The 18955-nt window shown below is 37.8% G+C and carries 22 protein-coding genes; 15 read left to right on the top strand and 7 right to left on the bottom strand.

Features of this window, described 5'->3' with window-relative positions:
- Position 1: 1 nt before the first annotated feature.
- From tnpA to KV40_RS24460, 8 genes are all read left to right on the top strand, one after another.
- Positions 2-403 carry an IS200/IS605 family transposase gene (tnpA, locus tag KV40_RS24495; RefSeq protein ID WP_036486881.1) on the top strand — a complete coding sequence of 134 codons (402 nt, stop codon included), beginning with the start codon at positions 2-4 and terminating at the stop codon, positions 401-403.
- 45 nt (positions 404-448) lie between these two features.
- Positions 449-874: a hypothetical protein gene (locus tag KV40_RS24490; protein ID WP_036486879.1), complete on the top strand. Its 426-nt coding sequence runs from the start codon at positions 449-451 to the stop codon at positions 872-874.
- 176 nt (positions 875-1050) lie between these two features.
- Positions 1051-2043, top strand: coding sequence for a hypothetical protein (locus KV40_RS24485; protein ID WP_036486877.1), 993 nt, complete (start codon positions 1051-1053; stop codon positions 2041-2043).
- A gap of 41 nt (positions 2044-2084) precedes the next feature.
- Positions 2085-2279, top strand: a complete 195-nt coding sequence (locus KV40_RS24480) for a hypothetical protein (protein WP_036486876.1) — start codon at positions 2085-2087, stop codon at positions 2277-2279.
- Positions 2280-2450: 171 nt separating this feature from the next.
- Complete coding sequence (locus KV40_RS24475; protein ID WP_036486875.1) at positions 2451-3107, top strand: hypothetical protein; 657 nt, start codon at positions 2451-2453, stop codon at positions 3105-3107.
- 126 nt (positions 3108-3233) lie between these two features.
- Complete coding sequence (locus KV40_RS24470) at positions 3234-3575, top strand: hypothetical protein (protein ID WP_036486874.1); 342 nt, start codon at positions 3234-3236, stop codon at positions 3573-3575.
- 110 nt (positions 3576-3685) lie between these two features.
- On the top strand, positions 3686-3889 hold the full coding sequence (locus tag KV40_RS24465; protein ID WP_036486873.1) for a hypothetical protein: 204 nt from the start codon (positions 3686-3688) through the stop codon (positions 3887-3889).
- A gap of 84 nt (positions 3890-3973) precedes the next feature.
- Positions 3974-4234, top strand: coding sequence for a hypothetical protein (locus KV40_RS24460; protein WP_036486872.1), 261 nt, complete (start codon positions 3974-3976; stop codon positions 4232-4234).
- A gap of 373 nt (positions 4235-4607) precedes the next feature.
- Here KV40_RS24460 and KV40_RS24455 read toward each other — a convergent pair whose 3' ends face one another.
- From KV40_RS24455 to KV40_RS24425, 7 genes are all read right to left on the bottom strand, one after another.
- The gene (locus tag KV40_RS24455) at positions 4608-4877 is read right to left on the bottom strand and encodes a hypothetical protein (RefSeq protein WP_036486871.1); all 270 of its coding nucleotides are present in this window, start codon (positions 4875-4877) and stop codon (positions 4608-4610) included.
- Between the two features lie 4 nt (positions 4878-4881).
- Positions 4882-5451, bottom strand: coding sequence for a hypothetical protein (locus KV40_RS24450; RefSeq protein ID WP_036486869.1), 570 nt, complete (start codon positions 5449-5451; stop codon positions 4882-4884).
- Positions 5452-5554: 103 nt separating this feature from the next.
- On the bottom strand, positions 5555-7198 hold the full coding sequence (locus tag KV40_RS24445; RefSeq protein ID WP_036486867.1) for an ATP-binding protein: 1644 nt from the start codon (positions 7196-7198) through the stop codon (positions 5555-5557).
- On the bottom strand, positions 7195-7944 hold the full coding sequence (locus KV40_RS24440; protein ID WP_036486866.1) for a DUF6753 family protein: 750 nt from the start codon (positions 7942-7944) through the stop codon (positions 7195-7197). Before KV40_RS24440 ends, KV40_RS24445 begins: the two co-directional genes overlap by 4 nt.
- Before the next feature lie 15 nt (positions 7945-7959).
- Positions 7960-8853, bottom strand: a complete 894-nt coding sequence (locus KV40_RS24435) for a hypothetical protein (RefSeq protein WP_036486864.1) — start codon at positions 8851-8853, stop codon at positions 7960-7962.
- A 14-nt stretch (positions 8854-8867) separates the two neighbouring features.
- Positions 8868-9275 carry a hypothetical protein gene (locus tag KV40_RS24430; RefSeq protein ID WP_036486862.1) on the bottom strand — a complete coding sequence of 136 codons (408 nt, stop codon included), beginning with the start codon at positions 9273-9275 and terminating at the stop codon, positions 8868-8870.
- On the bottom strand, positions 9262-10449 hold the full coding sequence (locus KV40_RS24425) for a hypothetical protein (protein WP_036486856.1): 1188 nt from the start codon (positions 10447-10449) through the stop codon (positions 9262-9264). The genes KV40_RS24430 and KV40_RS24425 overlap by 14 nt, the downstream gene beginning before the upstream one ends.
- A 598-nt stretch (positions 10450-11047) precedes the next feature.
- Here KV40_RS24425 and KV40_RS35235 point away from each other — a divergent pair.
- The 7 genes from KV40_RS35235 to KV40_RS24390 are packed head-to-tail and all read left to right on the top strand — an operon-like array spanning position 11048 to position 18907.
- Positions 11048-11395: an Arc family DNA-binding protein gene (locus KV40_RS35235; RefSeq protein WP_036486855.1), complete on the top strand. Its 348-nt coding sequence runs from the start codon at positions 11048-11050 to the stop codon at positions 11393-11395.
- 1 nt (position 11396) lies between these two features.
- A complete protein-coding gene (locus KV40_RS24415; RefSeq protein ID WP_036486854.1) occupies positions 11397-11834 on the top strand; it encodes a relaxase/mobilization nuclease domain-containing protein in 438 nt (145 codons plus the stop codon).
- A 50-nt stretch (positions 11835-11884) separates the two neighbouring features.
- Complete coding sequence (locus tag KV40_RS24410) at positions 11885-13225, top strand: hypothetical protein (protein WP_036486853.1); 1341 nt, start codon at positions 11885-11887, stop codon at positions 13223-13225.
- 6 nt (positions 13226-13231) lie between these two features.
- A complete protein-coding gene (locus tag KV40_RS32555) occupies positions 13232-13762 on the top strand; it encodes a hypothetical protein (RefSeq protein WP_052055920.1) in 531 nt (176 codons plus the stop codon).
- An 18-nt stretch (positions 13763-13780) separates the two neighbouring features.
- On the top strand, positions 13781-17014 hold the full coding sequence (locus tag KV40_RS24400; RefSeq protein WP_052055919.1) for a hypothetical protein: 3234 nt from the start codon (positions 13781-13783) through the stop codon (positions 17012-17014).
- Positions 16989-17768, top strand: a complete 780-nt coding sequence (locus KV40_RS24395; RefSeq protein WP_036486852.1) for a hypothetical protein — start codon at positions 16989-16991, stop codon at positions 17766-17768. Before KV40_RS24400 ends, KV40_RS24395 begins: the two co-directional genes overlap by 26 nt.
- Entirely contained in the window at positions 17768-18907 is a 1140-nt protein-coding gene (locus tag KV40_RS24390) for a hypothetical protein (protein ID WP_036486851.1), read from the top strand. The genes KV40_RS24395 and KV40_RS24390 overlap by 1 nt, the downstream gene beginning before the upstream one ends.
- Positions 18908-18955 lie beyond the last annotated feature (48 nt).

Genomic DNA, 18955 nt, shown 5'->3' with positions numbered 1-18955 from the left:
AATGCAAAAACTCAGTGGTGGAACAGTTTATGACTTATCTGTACATTTAGTCCTAGTGACTAAATACCGCAGGAAAGTGATTAATTTAGCTATGTTGAAACGTTTACAAGTGATATTTGCCGAAACTTGCCAGAAGTGGGACTGTGAACTAAAAGAGTTTAACGGTGAAGATAATCACTGTCATTTATTAATTGCTATCAATCCCAAGGCTCAAATTAGTGCCTTAGCTAATAATCTTAAAACTGTTAGTTCTAGGCGGATTAGAAAAGAGTTTCCCGCTCGATGCGCTCAATTTTATCAAAAACCTGTATTTTGGAAGATTGGTTATTTTGTCTCTTCTACTGGTGGTGCCAATCTGGAAACTGTGAAGCAATACATTCAACAGCAAGATACTCCTGCCTAATGAGTTATTGCCGAGCAATTCCTCTACATCCAACCGTCAGTATGGATGCAGTACCCTCGCTCAAAATTTCGATGGGTAAAGCGTGTCAAGCTCGAAGAACTCGAACAACAAAAGCTTATTGACCGCAAGAAACAAGAAGCAGGTGAAGCTATTGCACCTTTGCTCAAACACCTTCGGAGCGAGAGAGTCGAGCGAATTACCATTAAATATTCAGGAGCTAATGATAATGGCTCGATAAACGAAATAGAAATAATTCCTCATAGTTTCCGCTCTTTATGCGGTAAAGAAGAAAATATTTTAAAAAACTATGTTTTAACTCATCTTCCCGAAGATTGGAAGTGGCTATACGGCTCTAAAGGGAGTTATGTTTTCGATCTCGTATGGGGAACAAGTTCGGGCGAGCATTACTGGCTAGCTCCTACTCATGATGAAAACGCTCTCCCCAAAACTAAGTGGAAGTTGTCAGAGTGAAAAGTCGCATTGAAATACACAAATCTGGCAGCGATTGGCTTGCGCGACGGGCGCAAAGCCGATCGCTCATAATAGAGAGCTTTAAAAGCCTATGAACTCTGAAGAAGCAAGAGCAAGCTTTTTCATTCTGGCTGTCGCCAAAGATTTCTTGAAGTTTTAAAATCCAAAATTTAGCAATGGACAAAATTTTTACGAGCGATCGCGAAACCAAAAGACTGCTAATGCAGGTTGGAATGCCAGAAGATGTTGTCGATAATTTGTTTAAAACATTTCGCAAGTTAGTCACCAATCCAAAAGGATATGTTGCTACGGCTAATATTACTAGGCAATTAGTTGCTAATTGTTTCACACACGAACATTTATTGAACAATACTGTTGATAAAGCCAAGATGGCTGTGTTGGGCAACTTGGTCAAGATGCCCCATATTCCCTGGTATTGGTTGGCTGAAGAACTAGCTAGCGATCTGGTAAAGACAGATCCACCAGAGTCAATTCCTCAAGATATAATCTTGCCCGATGCAGGGATAATTATGCTTCCAAAAAACTTGATTTCAACCTCGACGGGAGAAATCAATTTTCTTGCTTATAAATTATTTCGACAAGGTGAAAATAGTGTGATTCCCACTGTTAGTCGAGACATGAATACTAACAAACTTACCAAGGGGACTGGCGAGACTAAATTTGTTGGTGAAGCTGGAGAAAGACTCTGTTGGACGAGTTTGCAAGAAGGTTATACCTACGGAGGCATTGTAGGACTCATCCCTCATGAAAACGAATATCGCATCCATCATTTGGAGGCTGTGGTTATGGCTGATGCTGAATTAGAGCGAAAAGAAGTTAATCTGATGACTGCTGTTATCTTGAGTTCTTTAGTTTATGCTAGCCAAAATGAAAGCGACATTGTCCATGCCACTTCTGGCTCTGGATTTGGCAACTCAAAGGATAACAATCGCCAATCTAAATATAGCCAACCTTTGTTTATAGGCAAAGATTACAAATCTCCACTGAGAAGCGCGAGCATCGGTTCTGGTAAATCTGGTAAAGGTACGTCAAAGCGTATTCACTTTAGACGTGGGCATTGGCGACGAATTGCGTATGGCGAAGGAAGAACCAAAAGACGTTGGCAACTCTTTGCACCACAATTAATTGGAGCGAATAAACAGAAATGAGCAGCAATTTTTATAAAGTAGCGTTCGCGCTATAAAACACTATGGGAATTTACCAACAAAAAGGAAGAAGCCATCCGTTGCTTTTTCTAGACGACAAGGATTTACAACTCCACGACATTGACCCGAAAACAGTCAATGAAGAGACTTTCAACGCAATGGTTGAAATTTTACAGGAGGAGGCTGTCGATTATCTAGACCGCCGATTAAAAGAGGCTTACGAAAAAGCTAAGAAATAGTCATGCCGTAGCGCGATTAGGCTACGCCTAGCCTACGGATCGCCAATCTTTTAACCAGGGAAAAACTCGACTATTACCGCTCCTTAGTTAGGGAGCGGTTGTTGTTCATTAGATTTAAAAAAATGCACGAACTTAATTATACTTTGGGAAGTACCAAGTCAACGTTAATCGATGAAAATTAAGAAAAAGCAAGGTATTTGTCCAAGAAATTTACGCAAATTACCAGGATTAAATCGAACAGCTTTACTAGAGTTAGTTGAGGTGCTTGGCGGTACTTGTGGATATTTTCTCAAAGGAGGTATTCCCGTCTATAAAAAGAGAGGTGCTTTGATCCAAGAAATTCGTCGCTGTTCTCAGAAAAATTTTCCTAATAGAATTGAATTAGCGCAATTCATACTAGAAAGCTATCCACAAGAAGCGCAGGAATTGCCAAAAGATAACCCAGAAACAGAATTGAGAAACTTGGTAGAAAGCATTAGGCTAGCTGCCTTGCAAGTGCCTCCTGATTTTTTGTACGAGCGCGTTGTTTCCTGGATAGAAAATAAAGAGTTGTTCGATTTTGATGAAGATGAGCATCTAGATTGGTTTGAGATATCTATCCAAGAAATTGAGGATGATTTTGAATTAATTCAAAACCTGACTCTTGAGCAATTCAGCAAAAAGCTGGAAGCTGCTAGCTTTAAAGAATTTTACAATAATTTTATTCGGCTTGCCGAAAATTGCGATGAAATTGAAGGTCGGCGACCAGGTGAATTTCCCGATCCCGAACCAGGTTTTGATTTTTTAGAAAATTTACTTGATTGGCTGCAATCTTTAATTTCCAAATAGAGAAATGCTCGGCTCGACGACTACCAGAAATCACTGCCGAGCGAGCTTGGGAACTTTTTGGCGATTTAGCTGAAAGCTATCGCCTAATTTTCTGTGAAGCAATTTATATCTTCAAGAGGAAACATCGTGTCCAGATACATTATTGACCGCGACTATTTCAACCGCAATCTTGATTCACTTCCAGAAAATCTCGAAGTTGTTGTTGGTKGGGRSGAGCCACTACGAACCTTTTTTGCAATCGTCGAAGATTTCTCTCGCGAAGAAACCGACGAACAAGATACGGTTCTGCTTTGGCTTGGCACTACCTACGATGAAATCAAAGATATTTCCGAACTGCAACGTCTACTAGCTCCTTACGCTACTGTTCCTGACGACATTGTTCGACAATGTCAACAGGATTCTGGTCAACCTTTTAATCCTTCTCCCCTTCAAAGACAAGTCGAGTCTTGGTTCGACGGAGTTTCTTAGCCAAGAATTGACAATTTACATCCCGTCAGTAGAAACTGGCGGTTTTTTTTTACTTTTGTCAGTGGCTAACGCCAAAAAGAATATGAGATTCAAGTCAAATCAGAAAAACAATGATTTCAACTGTTTTACCTCAAAAAACTAAAGTGTATGAATATTCTCTAACTGTTTTCAATATCGAAGAGCGAAATAGCCAAAAACTTACGGCTGCTTTTATTTTCATTCCTACCTCCAAAGACTGGCAACGCTGGCTTTCTGGTTGGGGCAACTGCGGTTATTATCTCGTCGGTTCTCCCAGACTGCTACATATCTACTGAATTAAGAAGCCGATCGATAAGGCGATCGGCTTCTTAATTTAATAGGCAGTTAATCAAATTTGTAACACTATCAAGGACAAAACTATGTTTAAACTTTTTGCTTCTGCTTACAAAGCCCTTAATAGGAAACGCAATCAACTTTATTTACGCGATCGGTGTCAATATCTTTATACCGATGACTGCGGTAATTCTGTCTATTTAGCTCCTTTCGAGGACTGGATCGTACACGTTATTTGTTTCGATCTAGACACTTACCTCGTATCTCATTTCGAGAAAAATACGGATAAAATCTTCTGGGAAGATTTCATTGAAGACAGTACAGAATTCATAGGTTTGTTTATTTGACGCAAAACTTTGATGAGAGAGCGTAGGCGATAAGCCTTCAGCATCCGCTTCGCGATCTCTATACAACAAAAGCGATCGCCTATCTAAAAAATGCGTCAATTAGCTATATGTTACTCTCGGCAATGGTAAGAACAACAAAAGTCACAATATTTTTTTTTAGTTTCAGGAAACACAGCAACCAAACCGCAGCAAAGACAAACTATATGCTTTGTACCTTCTTTTTTAACCAATCTGTATGTAGGTAAACTTTGGCGATTGTACTCGGCTCTAACTTTTTCGGCATTAATCCTTAAATTAGCCAGATCGATATAGCTCAAGCAATTTAAATAATCATTCAATTTTAAGTCCACTATCAAAATATTCTTATTTTCGATTAATTCTGAAGCTGTTGTTGGGAAGTATCTTCATACCAGTTGAACCAAGCTGGAATTTTTACTCCAAACAAATAGATTACTAGAACAATCATCATAGAACCTACAACTGGATAGACTGTAGTTCTTAAAAAGCGTTCTTTGTATAGTTCTTGTCTATGTTCTCGCAAAACTTCGCGTAAAGCTTGTTTTTGAATTTCTACTGGAGTAACTAAGTCTTGTAATTCCTGCTGCGATTGACTCTGCCGCTTCTTTGGAAATCTCTCGTTCATTTTTTTACTCAAATAAAGAACATTTATCACGTTCGACACCTGAAATTGAATCAGAATAGCCTATTCCCCCCATCAAAGTGGATTGATTCATTGCCGCTCTAGTCAATTCTGACGATTTTGCACTTCCACTTACTCCTTGAGAGATTACTTCTCTTTCTTGCGCTAGTTCGGGCTGCAAACTTACTTTTAAACCAGTTCCATAAAAACCTTCTTCTACAGGGTTTTGATGTTTGTACGGACAGCCTCGTGATTTTACTGCCACTTCATAAATCCACTGTTTGAAAAATACAGTTTCAGGGGGATCGGTTAGATATAACCTAACTTCGGGTTGATAATTCTTTTCATCTCCCCAAACATAAAAAGGAAATTCTGCATTGTTACCAATACAGTTTTCATTAATTTTCATTCCTGGAGAAAGAGTATCTGCTCCCTCTTCAGGACAATACGAAAAATCAACTTTATATGCTGGCAATTTTTCGTTGGGATTTTCCGCATGGGTTTTTAATCCAATTGCAGAAATAACTCCGCTAGCTAAAACTATTCCTATGACAAAACTTGTTTTTACCCAATTCACAATTTGTAGCGCACTAAATGAAGATTAACAATAACAGATTTTATCAACTGCTTAAAATAATATTTTCTTCTTTGTCGAAAATGTCAGGTTTATAAATATTTATTTACATTGGATAGGTATATTCTTGATTTTCATCCAAGAGTACCAGTCTGTTGTATGCGCTTTGATAGTCATCGAAAGTAACGTGTGTAGTTGGCAACTTTTCTGCTTCGTATAGTTGTCTGGGTGGACTAGCAAAACGGCTGGTATCTTTGCCATGAACGAGTCTAGCAAAATCAGCCTCCATCAAGATTTTTGCTAGAGCGTTACTAATAGATTTAACACTACTAGCTGGTTTGAATCTCGCTCTTTCTGCTAGCAATTCCTCAATCAAAACCTTAGTTTTTAGTTGTAAATGGCGATCGCAGAAAAAAATCTCATCGTGAGCGCGTTTGACTGCTCCTGCTATTTCAGCGGGCGAACAGCCTCGATACTCAAGAAATAAAGTCCGCCACTGCGCGTCGTTAAATTGCTGGTGTAAATTGGGAAAATGTTTATCGAGATGCAGCTTAAATATTTCCCACATCGCTCCATTATGCAACTTGGAAGGAAAAAACCAAATATATTCAAATCGACGAATCAATTCTGGAGGTAACATATCTAAATGATTGATTGTCGCCAACATGATACTTGGAGATGTATGGTCCTGCATCCAAGTCAGAAGTTTTCCCGCCATTTTCGCGAGTATTCCTCCATTTGCCCCTGAATTCCAGCCAGCAAAAGCTTTCTCGAATTCATCAAAAAACAAGACACACGCGCCCATACTATCGACTAAATCTAAAACATACTGCAAATTAGCCAGAGATTTAGTTAAATCTGTATCTAGCAACTGATTCCAATCACAAGAAATCAACGTTGCACCAATTTTCTTACTCATCATTTTAGCGATTAGAGATTTACCCGTTCCAGGCAAACCCCAAAGACAACATCCTCTTGGCGGACTCAATCCTCTAGCAAATGCTTCGGGTGAAAACAGCTTTTCTATTTTTCTTAAATCCCGTTTTAAATTATCTAACCCTCCTACATCTATGACATCGGGTTCGGGGACAATTCTCAATCCTCTTCCCGCTAACTTATTGGTTTTATATTGCAAAAGTCTATTCTTGAGCATCGATAAACTTTCCTCATTTTGGCGATTTTTTACCAAAATTTCTATTTCTCCCTTAGTAAGTCCGATACAACTTCTAACAATTGTCGGTTCGATAAGAGCGTAACTGTAACTCTTTATCAGTTCTTCAATCTCATCAATATTTGGTACTTGCCGCTTTAAAAGCGGAATTAACGGATGTATTTCTAAAGGAATATCTACACGGTCATCTACTAAAATAATCTTTCGTTGAAAACTATCATCTCTCTCACTCTCTGACTGAAGTTTAAAATAAGCATTCCTTAGTTGAAAACTTAAAGCGCGATCGATCTCTCCACTACCTTCAATAACAAAAATACCATTCGCTCCGACCGTACAACAAAACTCAATAAGATCGCGCTCTGGCTTGATTACATATTCGGTAGCGCATATATCTAGTCTATCTGACGAGAAATCAACTTTTACTAACTGTAGTTCTTTATATCCTGGATTCCAAAAGAAGATTTTTTCTTCAGGGCAAAATCGAGCAATCTCCAAGAGCAAAAACTGGCGATCGACTAATGGCGATTCAATTGCCAGTAGGTTGTGAAGCCGCAACTGTTGCCAGTTAGAGTCGTTCATGATGAAAAATTTCTTTTTGCAGGAGGAACCGTCCAGATCCAACAATAACCAGAAGTAGCCTTAGCAGTGCCAATTTGAATTGTCACACCGAGGTCGCCAACCTTTTTTTGGCATTCCTGACCGAGCAAGTCTTCGTTCCAATCAAGGATTTGTTTGGCAAATCTTCCTTCTCTACTCATAGCCCATTTATAAATAGCAAGTTCGGCATTACTTAAATTAACTTGATTGCGCTTGCCTAAAACTGCTGTTTCAAAACTCCAGCCAAAAATCCATCCTATTATTAAAAAGATTGCGCTCGATATGGCAACAGTAATCATACCTTTAACTTTAGGGGGAATTTTACCCTCCTGTTTAGTTTCCACTCCGTTATCCTTCAATACTTTGACTACTGCATCGTTGACTTTGGTAATCGAAACACGTAAAGCGTGTAAACTATGTCGATCTAACTGCTTTTTCTCAAATTCAGTAAGCTTATCAATATGTGTCTCAAAAACATTTACTATTTTTTGACTACCTAGCTCAAAACTGTTCTCCAGATCGTTAGGAGCATTTTCCAACAAAATATGATTGATTCTGCAAGCCAAAAGAATTAAAAAAAGCGGATCGTCTTCACGAATTCCAGATTTTTTAATTAGCCATCTAACCTTATTTTTAATTTCCTCTGGCTGATGTTTTAAAATTTCTTCTGCCAAACTATAACCATCATCGGCAATATTTTCTAGTTCTTCAACTGGTGTCTCGTTCATAATTACATTGAATTTTTAAACTTTAGCCATTCTCGATCCTGCTTTTCGAGTTAACAGGTCTGGTAATTGCTGTTGGTTACGGTTTTTCTCCTGGGCTTTTATTATGTTATCAAACGACAATTTATTAATTTCGTTTTGGAAGATTTCATCGAAAAAAGTCTCGACTTTATTGAGAAAACTCTTGATACGTTGTTTACTGATAACAAATTCAATCTTATTAACTGCTTCTTCGTAAGTATAATGCTGCCAATCAATCTCAAACTGCACTTCAGTCGTTAATTCGGGACAAAAAAGTACGGGTATTTTATGTTCTTTGATGATTTTTAGCAGTGGTTCGTATTTATTTAAATATGCAAAAGTTCCAGAACACGTCAATCGTGATTGATTTAAAACTAAAGCGTGTGGAAGCTTTCGCTCTTTATCGGCAAAATATTGTACTTGTCTGGTAAAAAACTCTACGCTACGATAGCTGCCATCACTAACAAAAAAATAAACAATCTGACCGTAGTTTTTCTTTAAATCATCCGATAAAATTCCCGATTCTTGCAACCAATAATTAAATTGCATCGATACATTACTCGGTAGATTAACAACTACAGTCTTATCAATAGCCAACTTAAATATTTCATCTGGCTCGGTCAGACGATAACGGTCATCGCTAAATTCTATTTCTGTAGTTTTATCTTGATAAAAATCATGTACGTCGTTAATAGTTGGATCTGCTTCAACAATCTTAAATTGATCTTGCCACTTTTTACGCATGAAGTAAGTAACGAGTTGACGACAAAATACACTTTTACCTACTCCTCCTTTTTCTCCTCCCACTATATATATATTGTTTCTTTTTTTAACCTCATTAGTATTCAAGTTTTCAGTCTCAGAGCTATTCTTAATATTAGGTTCATTCACAATTAAACAATCTCCTATTTAGGTAATAAAGAATCGATTAAAGTTACTTGTCTTAGCTTAGAATAATCATCTTTTACCTGGGTTTGCGTTTTTGATTTTTCTTCTGTATTATTTTTGTTTGATACTTTTGTTTTTTGAGGACGGTCGCAATGTGATTGGCAATTTTCTAAATGTATACGAGCAATTTCCAAGCAACCTGTATGAAACTGAACTGCTTGAAGACATAGTTTCTTTAGTTCAGTAGAACTAATATCTGTTTCTTGCAATACTTCATAACCTTTAATAAGAAATAAATAGTTTCTTACTAAGTTGCTAAAATTACTTTCGGTTTCCTTAAGCGTTTCAACTACCTGACCTTCTCGCGTTTTTTTATTGTAGTAAACGTGCGCTTGTCCGAGATTTTTTGCTTTATTTCCTGTCATGTTTAATTATGTGTTTGTGTAAACCATAAACGTCTATAAATCTCAATGGCATATTTTGAGAATCGTCAATTTCGCTAAATAATACATTATTGATTTCATTAGCAGTATCTTTAGCCCAATGTATATCTGTCCATTTTAGAAACTCTTCAATTTCTTGGCAAAAATACTGTGCGGCTCCTCCTAAAACTATAGTTTCGTGCAACATTGATGGTATTTGTCCATCTAGCCAACTTTTAATTGAAGTCCATACTTTTTGACGAGAATTTATTATGGTTATTTTTAATTTTTCAAATTCAATTTCTTGATTACTTTTATTTTGACTGCGTAGTAAAGCTGGTAATAATTTATTTATTTTTTCCGTATTTAAACCAATTAGAGGAATTACTTCTTCTAAATCTTCTAACTTCTGTCCAATCGAATGTTTTTTTATTTCTTCAATTAAATCTATAAAACCTAAGTCGATAGTTGCAGCATTATTTAAAGTTCCTCGTTCAAAAACCAAACAACTGCAATTACGATGACCGATCATAATGACTGCGAGCTTACTATTTTTAAGCCAATCATATCCTTTTAAATTAACTCTATTTAAAAATCCACCATATCCTTCTGGCAAACAAAAAAATTGAGTGAGTTTTCCTTTAATACTGGTTTTTCGGAAATAAAAGCTTTTTACAGCTTTTTTTATGCTTTCTTCTAGTATCACACGGCTTTCAAATTCATTGTATGGAATTAATAAATTTAAGTTGATTGTTAGTTTTTGGCTCAGATTATGTTTTTGAGCGATAGCTCCAATAAATGCCAAACTTTTTTCGACGGCATTTTCATACTTAATAAGGTGTATTTGTTTTTGCGCTTTTAATTTTCGAGCCAATAATCCGAAAGTAAATACCTCTAAAGCTTTTGAACGCGATTTAATCCAAGCTGAATGTTCGGGTGCATCAACTAAATTCCAGTCAAACTCAAAACTCTGTAGCATTTGTTCTGGAACTACAATCATTTCTGCATCCATGTACATATAGTAGATCTGTGATGATTCTACAGAATCCAATGTATATACTGCTTTTGAAATACTCGCACCAACATCTAACGATAAGGTCAGTATTGATTCTTTTGTCTCTTCAAAGTTTTCATTTTCATATACCGACTCTGATTTCTCTTTTAAAGCTTCAGTCATAAAACAATTTCATCCTTACGTGTAGGCGTTTGTGTAAGTATATGTGTTACCTAATGCAAAGTTTTGTTTTTTCGCCAGCAAACCAAAAATATTTTTGGTTTTTCTATATGTAGATAGTATACAAATATATTTTAACTTTGCCGATATTTTAAGTTTCGTTACAATTTACAGGCTTTTTTTCTGTAGCAGATTAATACTGTTTTGCTACATAAAATGTATTGAATTAATACATAAATTGCATATTTCTTACAAGTTACACAACTTTTATGAGCTTGTAGTTTATATATTTTCTGTAGCAGATTAATACTGTTTTGTTACATAAAATGTATTGAATTAATACATAAATTACCAACAAAAGCTCAAAAACTTAGTTTTTTTTAGATAAACCAGCAGCCAAAACTTTTGTAACACGCGACTTTTTTATTTTTAGCAAGCAATATTATTTGGGACGTTTTTAGAGATATTGTTTTTTTTAGGTAGTTGTCATAAAAATAGATTTAGCAAGCCCAAGCAAAAATGAAAAAATATTTTTAGCTAAATGTTGCTACATCTTTGAATACATACTTTCTACAAAATAGGTTTTGAATATTTCAACAATGTGGACGACTCGGACATCGTAGAACTCAAACTGAGAGTTCCTCGCGAACTCAAAGAACAACTCAAGCAGATTGCTAGACAGAGACAAACCAGTTTGAACAGTTTGGGAATACTGCTTCTCAATGAATGGTTGGAGCGTAAGCCAAATCTATTTTCTGTACTATTTACTCCTATTCAAATGCTTCAAGTAAATCCCGTATTAATGGCATTTTACCGCGAAATGATAGCTGCCTACAGCAAGATGCAGTTTGAAATGGATACTACTACAGATAGTTTTTTGCAAAATAGCACTCGCTTTATCCAACAAGCCGAACAGTTTATCACTCAACTTTGTAAAGGAACTAATTAATGTGATCGGCAAAGCCAGTAGATCGAGGAGTTTTAACCAAACTCTGTCTTATGTTTTAAATCCCCAAAAAAAACCGCAAATAGTCTTCGCCAATTTAGCAGAAGCTTATTTAGATACTCAATCTTTAGTCACAGCATTTACCAATCATGCAGCATTACCAAGTTCTACCAATAAAACCCAAAAACCCGTCTATCATTTATCACTCTCACCAGCGATTGAAGATTCTCTCACTTGCGAAGATTGGCACGAACTATCACGAGCCATTATTAAAACCTTAAAGCTCGAACGACATCAGGCGATCTCTGTAATGCACTGCGATACTTTTTTTCCCAATAGCGATCGCCCTCGCCCACACATTCATATAGTTGCAAATGTAGTAGGAGACGACGGTAAATGCGCTAATTTTTTTACGATTATCACCGCATCGAAAGTTGCTTGAGAAACTTCGAGCGAGAACGAAAATTAACATTTGTTGGATTGGATTGGAAGATGAAACCTACTATAGAGCAAGAACCCGAATTGTTAGAAGCTAACCAACAAAGTACGGGAATGGGAGAGCTTCTTAAAACTCACATTCGGGAGAGTGATTTTGATGAGCCTGAACTAGGTCATAAAGCAGTTTTTAATAATCGTTTTCGACCGAATTCCAATACTGCCGACGCACTTACAAGAGCCAGCCGACAGATCGATTCTAGAGAATCAGTCCTCGATGGATTCGATCTTATTGCTATGGCAGTTGACGGTGTAGCAGCAGTTTTGCGAGTCAAAGAAATGCTTGCCCAAGGTACATCTCTGCCCTCTACAAATACAAACAATAATGAAGAGCGAGATGATGTCTCTCAGCAGTTAAGCCAAATGAGCGATCGCATTATCGCCATCGAGCCGCAACTGTACGGAACCTCACCAATGCCTCAACTGCCTCCTGTCAAAAACAATAAGGCAAATTTGGCACTTGCTGCTTTTGTTTTAGACCAAAAAACCCAACAGTACGAACGACAACTTAATCTGATTGAAGACCATCGTTCTAGCGAATCAAAAGAACCAAACTGGCGTGAATACGATCGGCATTTTGCTGGATTACAAACAATAAAAGCCAAAATTTCTGAGATAGAAAAACGACTGGATACAGTACAAGAGACTATCGACAGAAAGCAAAAAAAATCCGTAGATCCAGAAAAAACTTATGTAAGTTTAAAGAATTATCTCGATGCTGTAACTGAATTGCGTCAGGAGTTTCTTGAAAACTCAGAACGTCAGATTTTTACAAAAACTTTGGGGAAGATTGACTTAAAAGATAAAGGCGAAAAAGCTATTAATATCGAGCGCGGGGGGACGACTCTATATCGAGCTAAAACCAAGAATAATAGCTGGAAAATAGAAACTAATAAACTTTCTTTGGATGAAATCCAACGCATAGAACGACTCCCTCAAAATAAATCTGAAGTAATTACAGAATATTCAGGAAGACAATTAGCAAATTTTCTCGCTCAAAAACTCGTTCGAGAACAAAAGGAGAGAAAAATTGTTAAATGGCAACATCAAGAAAATAACCGTGAAGGTGCTACCTATATTTTGGCAATTGAAAAAATAGACAGTCAAAATAAAACTTCTATTAGAGGTACAAACAGTAAAGATGAAAATGTTTTTAACGCCGAAGTTTCACAAGATGGATTAATAGAAGTTAACAAGAATAAAATCCCACTCAAGCATATCGAAAAGCTGTTAGAAGGACAATCAATCGAACAGACAAAACAGCTTTCTCAAGTTTCCCAAAATGCTCCACAACCTCAATCTCAATCCAAAACTAAATCTCTACGACTTAGGCTTTAACTCACTATGAAACTAACATCTCACAAAACTTTTAAAAAGTCCGACTTATTACCAATAGGAATCTGTGCTATTGGTTTAGTTTACTACACCCTAAAAGAGCCAATGTTAATGTTGGTTTTAGCGATCGCTTTATGCTCGACTTTTGGTGTTGTCTCATTTATCAATCTTCTCGACTCTGCACTTATAGGCAAATTACCAATCAAAACCTGGCACGTATTGGCGATCGCCTTGGGTGTTACTCTTTGTTTCGTAGGAATGGAAACACCTTCTCATGCTTTACTATTCGATGCTTTAGAAACGGCAATGGGAGATGTAACGGCGGCAACTGGTGGAGCCGTACCCGACGATGTAATAACTGCACTATTTACTTTTTTTAGAGTAGTCGTGATTTTAGCTTTCGTAGGTGGAGCGATATTAGGAGTAGTTCAAGCTCTACAAGGATCGGACTGGAGACCGATCGCTAATATGATGGGCATCGGCGTAGGACTAGTTTTAGCAATTGAAGTTCTTACCAACTTAATTGTTGGAACTGCATAAGCTACAAAAGTAATAGCAATGAACGGACAACAGCAAAAACCAGAAGAATACATTCGAGTAATTAAAGCTTTAGGTGAAACTCCTAAAATCGGACCAATTCCTGCCGATCTAATTCTTCCCTGGACGATGATTGCGGGAATCTTATTTATCGTCTGTTACATAATTTTTGGTTTAAGCCTACTTTATTTTTTTGCCTTGTCAGTCTGGTTTTGCGGTGCTTGGTGGATACTAACTGGCAATAAAAGCTATGAATTTACCGATCGCCTGATTCCCCTTCCTGGCAAAGCCTACTACAACGCTAATAGCTTATTCGTTCCAGCAACAGACCGAGGTAGCTTCAAACGTATGATGGCGCAAAAAACTAGATCGACACAAAGAAAGACTCCTAACGGTAAAAAGGAAAAAATTGTTCCCTTCCAAGTTGAGTCGAATTTACACGCCATCATGCAGATAAAAATTGGCAGCGATAATTTTACCGTTTTACTAAAATGCGACAAAAATGAAGAGAATTGGTCTGCCACTATTCCTTTTGCTCTATCGGGCATACATCACGAACTAAATTCTGAAGAGATCGATGGACAGGCATTAGCAATTTCGGAAGCTTTAAAAGATATTCCCCCAGGCGAAAGTCTGACAATGATGCTTGGTTGCCGCAGTAAATATCATCAAAGGCTCAAGCAGTTAGAGTCTCGTTCTCAAAGAAAAAACTTACCTTTAATCGAATTAATTCTCGAATCGGAAGCAGTGAGAATTGAAGAAATTACGAATAAAGGATTTCGACAGCAATGGCATCAATATGCTTTTGCTACCTGGACGAGAAACAAACAGGATTTGCGAAAAAAAAGCGATTTACTCGGACAAACCATGAATTGGTTAAACAATTCTATGGGCAAAAAGGTTCGACAATTGACAGATACTGACGAATCCTATCGAAGAGATATTTATATTCAATTGGCGAAAGAAATTTATAATAATGGCTTTCTACCCTGGAAACTTACTCTCGGAACTAAAGCAGAACTAGATTTTCGCAATCTTCAACCAGATGAAGTTTGGTCGGAACTTCTTTGGTATCGCTTTAATCGTTTTGACGAGAAAGATCTATCTAAGCATAAAGAACCACCGCCAATTCCCCAATTGATTACCGTTAGTGAAACTGCCAACGGTAAAAGGATGGAATATCAAGTTACACTCAGCAATCCCTACCATCCAAAAGATATTACTTCTATATTAATCGAAGGCGAAAACGGACGTTCTTCTTGTCCGCAACATTTATCTCGTCGTGACTTGGTAGCTGTTAACGATGAGTTAGTGGCTGCAATGAGCTTAGAAAATATAAGTTTGAACCAAAAAAATTCTCAACTTGGTTGGTCTAGTCGCCAGGAACAGTTGAGATGGATTTGGCAGCGACTCAGTAGTCTTAACGTGCGAGATACAGAGATTTGGCTAGAAATTAGTCCTGGAGATAAAGAACTCGCTCAAGACAATTTGATCAAATTGTCCAAACAAAGTACGGCTGCCAACCTACACGCTTTTGAAAGCGGTGCTGGTTTGGATGTAGGAGCTACTTTAAAGCAAGAAGAAGCCATTGAAGCTCAAAAGCGTCTTCATCAAGGAGCGCAACCTTTATTTGCCGCCCTAACTATTTTAGTCTACAGACAGAGCGAAGCCGAACTCGAAAGAGCCTGCAACCATCTGGCAGACGCTTTTGGTAATGCCAAACTAATAAGAGAAACCCAAGTCTGCTGGAAACTGTGGACGGAAACTTTACCCATAAATTGCCAAAAACAACTACAGTCAACAGCATTGTTTAGCGAACGTCGTCCAACTTTAGATACGACATCTATATTGGGGTTGCTACCTATAACCAAACCTAAAAATATCGAACGCGATGGATTGGAACTAATTTGTCGCGAAGGTGGATATCCCATACACATTAACCTGTTTAAAAACAATGAAAGAGCTATTATTACTGGCAAAGCTGGTTCTGGTAAAAGTGTTTTAGCCGCAGGAGCAATTGTAGAAGCACTGGCAAACGGTGTGCGAGTCGTCGGTATGGATATGTCCAACGCGGGCGAGTCTACTTTTAAGTTGATTACTCAATTATTGGGAAACCAAGGTGCTTATCTTAATATTCTCGATAACAGCTTCAATCTTTTACAACCTCCAGATTTGAGAAGATTTACTTCCAGGGCTAGAAGCAACCGCTTTCGGATTTGGAAAAATTTTACTCGAAAATCTCTTGTCTCTTTAGCTATGGGACAAATAGATGATGCCGAACTAATCGAAAGAGTAGATTCTTTGATTTTGAAATTAATCAACATTTTTTTTGAAGACGACCTTATTATCGAACGATACAACAAAGCTTTCGATTGTGGTTGGCAATCAAAAGAATGGCAGAATATGCCAACTTTACATGACTTGTTATTTTTCTGTTCCAAAGAAAAACTCGGACTATATGATTTTGGAGATATCGAAGCCAGAGCGATCGCGCAAATTAACAATCAGCTTTCTGCTAAACTTAGCGATCCTAATATTGGCGATGCTATTGGAAAACCTTCTAATATTCCTCCCAATCCCGTAATGAAGTTTTTCGCGCTTTCGGGATTGACCAATGAAAACAATGCCTACATTATGGCTTTAGTCGCTCAAGCAGCTTGCTTGAATACGGCTTTAGAACATCCTAAAAGTCTCTTAGTTATGGACGAATGTTCGGTGCTTTTAGGGAAACGCGGTTTTGCCGAGATTGTTGGCGAACGTTTTGCCACTGGTCGTAAGGAGGGACAAAGCGTTTTACTCATCGGTCAAGACCTCGAAGCCATAGTTAAATGTATTGCTTCTAGCCAAATTTTACGCAACACTGACGTATATTTCACGGGGAAAACAACCTCCGATGCTGCCAAAGTTTATTCTTCAGTTCTAAACTTTCCCAACCATCTCATTAGACGCAATGCTTCGGAAAGTTATCGAGCTAATTTACAAAATTTCTATTCTCACTGGCTAGTATCTCGCGACGACCGTTTTTGGGACTGTCTTTATTTTCCTTCGCTCGTTTTACTCGCCGCAGTTGCCAATAGCGTCGATGAAAAAGCAGCGCGAAACAGAATTTTTGTTGATTTTCCCCCTACCCAAAGAGGACAGATAAAAGCTTTATGCAAATTTGCTTATTTGTACAACAAATTTACTACATCAGGTTTGCCGTTGTCGCAGATTGGAGAAACTAAAAATTATGAAAAACCAAAAGTTTTTATTTAATCGCCAACTCACGATCGTACTCTTACCAATTTTTTTAGGATGGTTTATTTTTACTAACGAGCGAGCAGTTGCCCAAAGCTTTGTTGAAGATTCGGAAACCGAGTTTTCAATCGAGCGGATAATAGGTGGAATTTTTACGGATCTATTTCGCCGATTTGACTTAATAGTAGGTCAGATCGATACTTTTCTAGAAGATAAAGGCATTGAAATTCAAAAGGGTGCATTAGGAATACCCGATATTGCCGAGGCAAAAATTGTGTTTGATGAAAATGCCGACCTCGATAAATATGGCGATATGTTTGGTACTCAAACTGGTAGCACTCAGGGAATTAAAGATAAATTACTCCAGCAATATTTAAGAGAATTAGCCCAGGAATATTCGGAAAATAGCGGACTGAGTAATGAAGGACAAGAAAAAATAGCCGAAAAAATTGAAGTTGCCGCAGCTTCGGTTGAAACTTCTGAAACACTGGCGCGAGATAGTACGAATCAAGATGTTTCTCAAAATATTTTGAGAAACATTTCCAATCAACTATCGCTCCAGCAACAAATTGACAATGCGATCGTTTTTGAAATGCAAGAAAGCAAAGTTTCTAGAGGATTAGAGCTACAAATGAATTCCGAAACTCTTTCAGAAATTTCCAAACAAACTACTCGCGCCGAACGAGAAAATCTAGCGGGGATTAGGTCGAGTTTGAGTCAAAACCTTTTAATCTCACTACCAGGACAACATTTAACTACGGACTCAAATTAATGTTTAATTCTTTATTCGATTTAAATGTTTATATCTTTGCTCAAAACGTTTTTGGCAATGAATTCGCCCAGGCGATTATTGAAGATTCAATCGATCTAGCGGCTAATACCGCCAGATCCTGGCAGCGCATTTGGGATATTACCGTAAGTCCTCAAGAAGCTTTGTGGCAAGCAATGGTCGCTCTCGGTCTGTTTCTGGCTGCAATTTCTATCATTTATTTTGCCTTGAAAGAATCAGACCGATTGATTAATAATCCTAGTTGGCGAAGATTGATTACCATGTTTAGAGTCCCTCTGGGAATTTTTGTCTTTCTAAGTGGCAATGGTTTTCTTCTGGCAGGTACGATTAGAACTATACGAGCGATCGCTTATTACTGGTTTCAAAAAGTTCTGGAAATGACTTTTGCTGGTATCAGTTTGAATGAAGCCTTACAAAGAATTCAAAATACTGGTGTTGCCAACGCTAGAGCTAGAGAAATTTTTGCCGACTGTATCGACAAAACTGGTTTGGCATTAGAAGAATGTCTAAACGATCCTCAAAAACAACAGCAAGCAGCCCAAATTTTACAAGGCTTACAGGAAAATTCCCCTTTAGATGGCAATTTGTTACAGCAAGTAACGGATTTTTCTTCTCAGGTAGTTACTACTTTAGTTGCTACTACGTTTCTCGCTCCCGTCCAAACTTTTTTGATTGCCCTGCAATGGGCATTTATCAACGGTATTGAGGTAGCACTTTTCTTAACTGCTATGTTTTCTCCCGTAGCTTTGGGATTATCAATGATTCCTGCTGCCGCTCCTTCTATTATCGCTTGTGCTTCTGGCTTTATCGCTCTGTTTTTTCTACAGCTTGGTTACATTCTAATCGTCGGAGTTTCGGCAAATATTATCGCTCTAACCGAACAAGGCGGTCAGACAATTGGTGTAATTATTCCCGATATTGCCTTTTTAATACTTCTTTCTATTATCGCCCCCCTTATGGCAGGAGCGATCGCTAAAGGTGGAGGAACGGCATTATTTTACGGTATTTCTCGCAGCGCGACTATTGCCACTCGACTGGCTGTAGCGGGTGCTAGTGGTGGCAGTTCTTTAGTAGCAACGACTGCCATGAGTAATGCCAATCGAGTCATTGCTAATAAATAAAGGGCTTCGCCCAGCTATTAGCTTTTAGCTATTAGCCTTTAGCTTTGG

The organism is Myxosarcina sp. GI1, from assembly GCF_000756305.1.
GTDB lineage: Bacteria > Cyanobacteriota > Cyanobacteriia > Cyanobacteriales > Xenococcaceae > Myxosarcina.
Note: the sequence above shows the minus strand (reverse complement) of the source record. Positions and strands in the feature narration are given on the sequence as shown.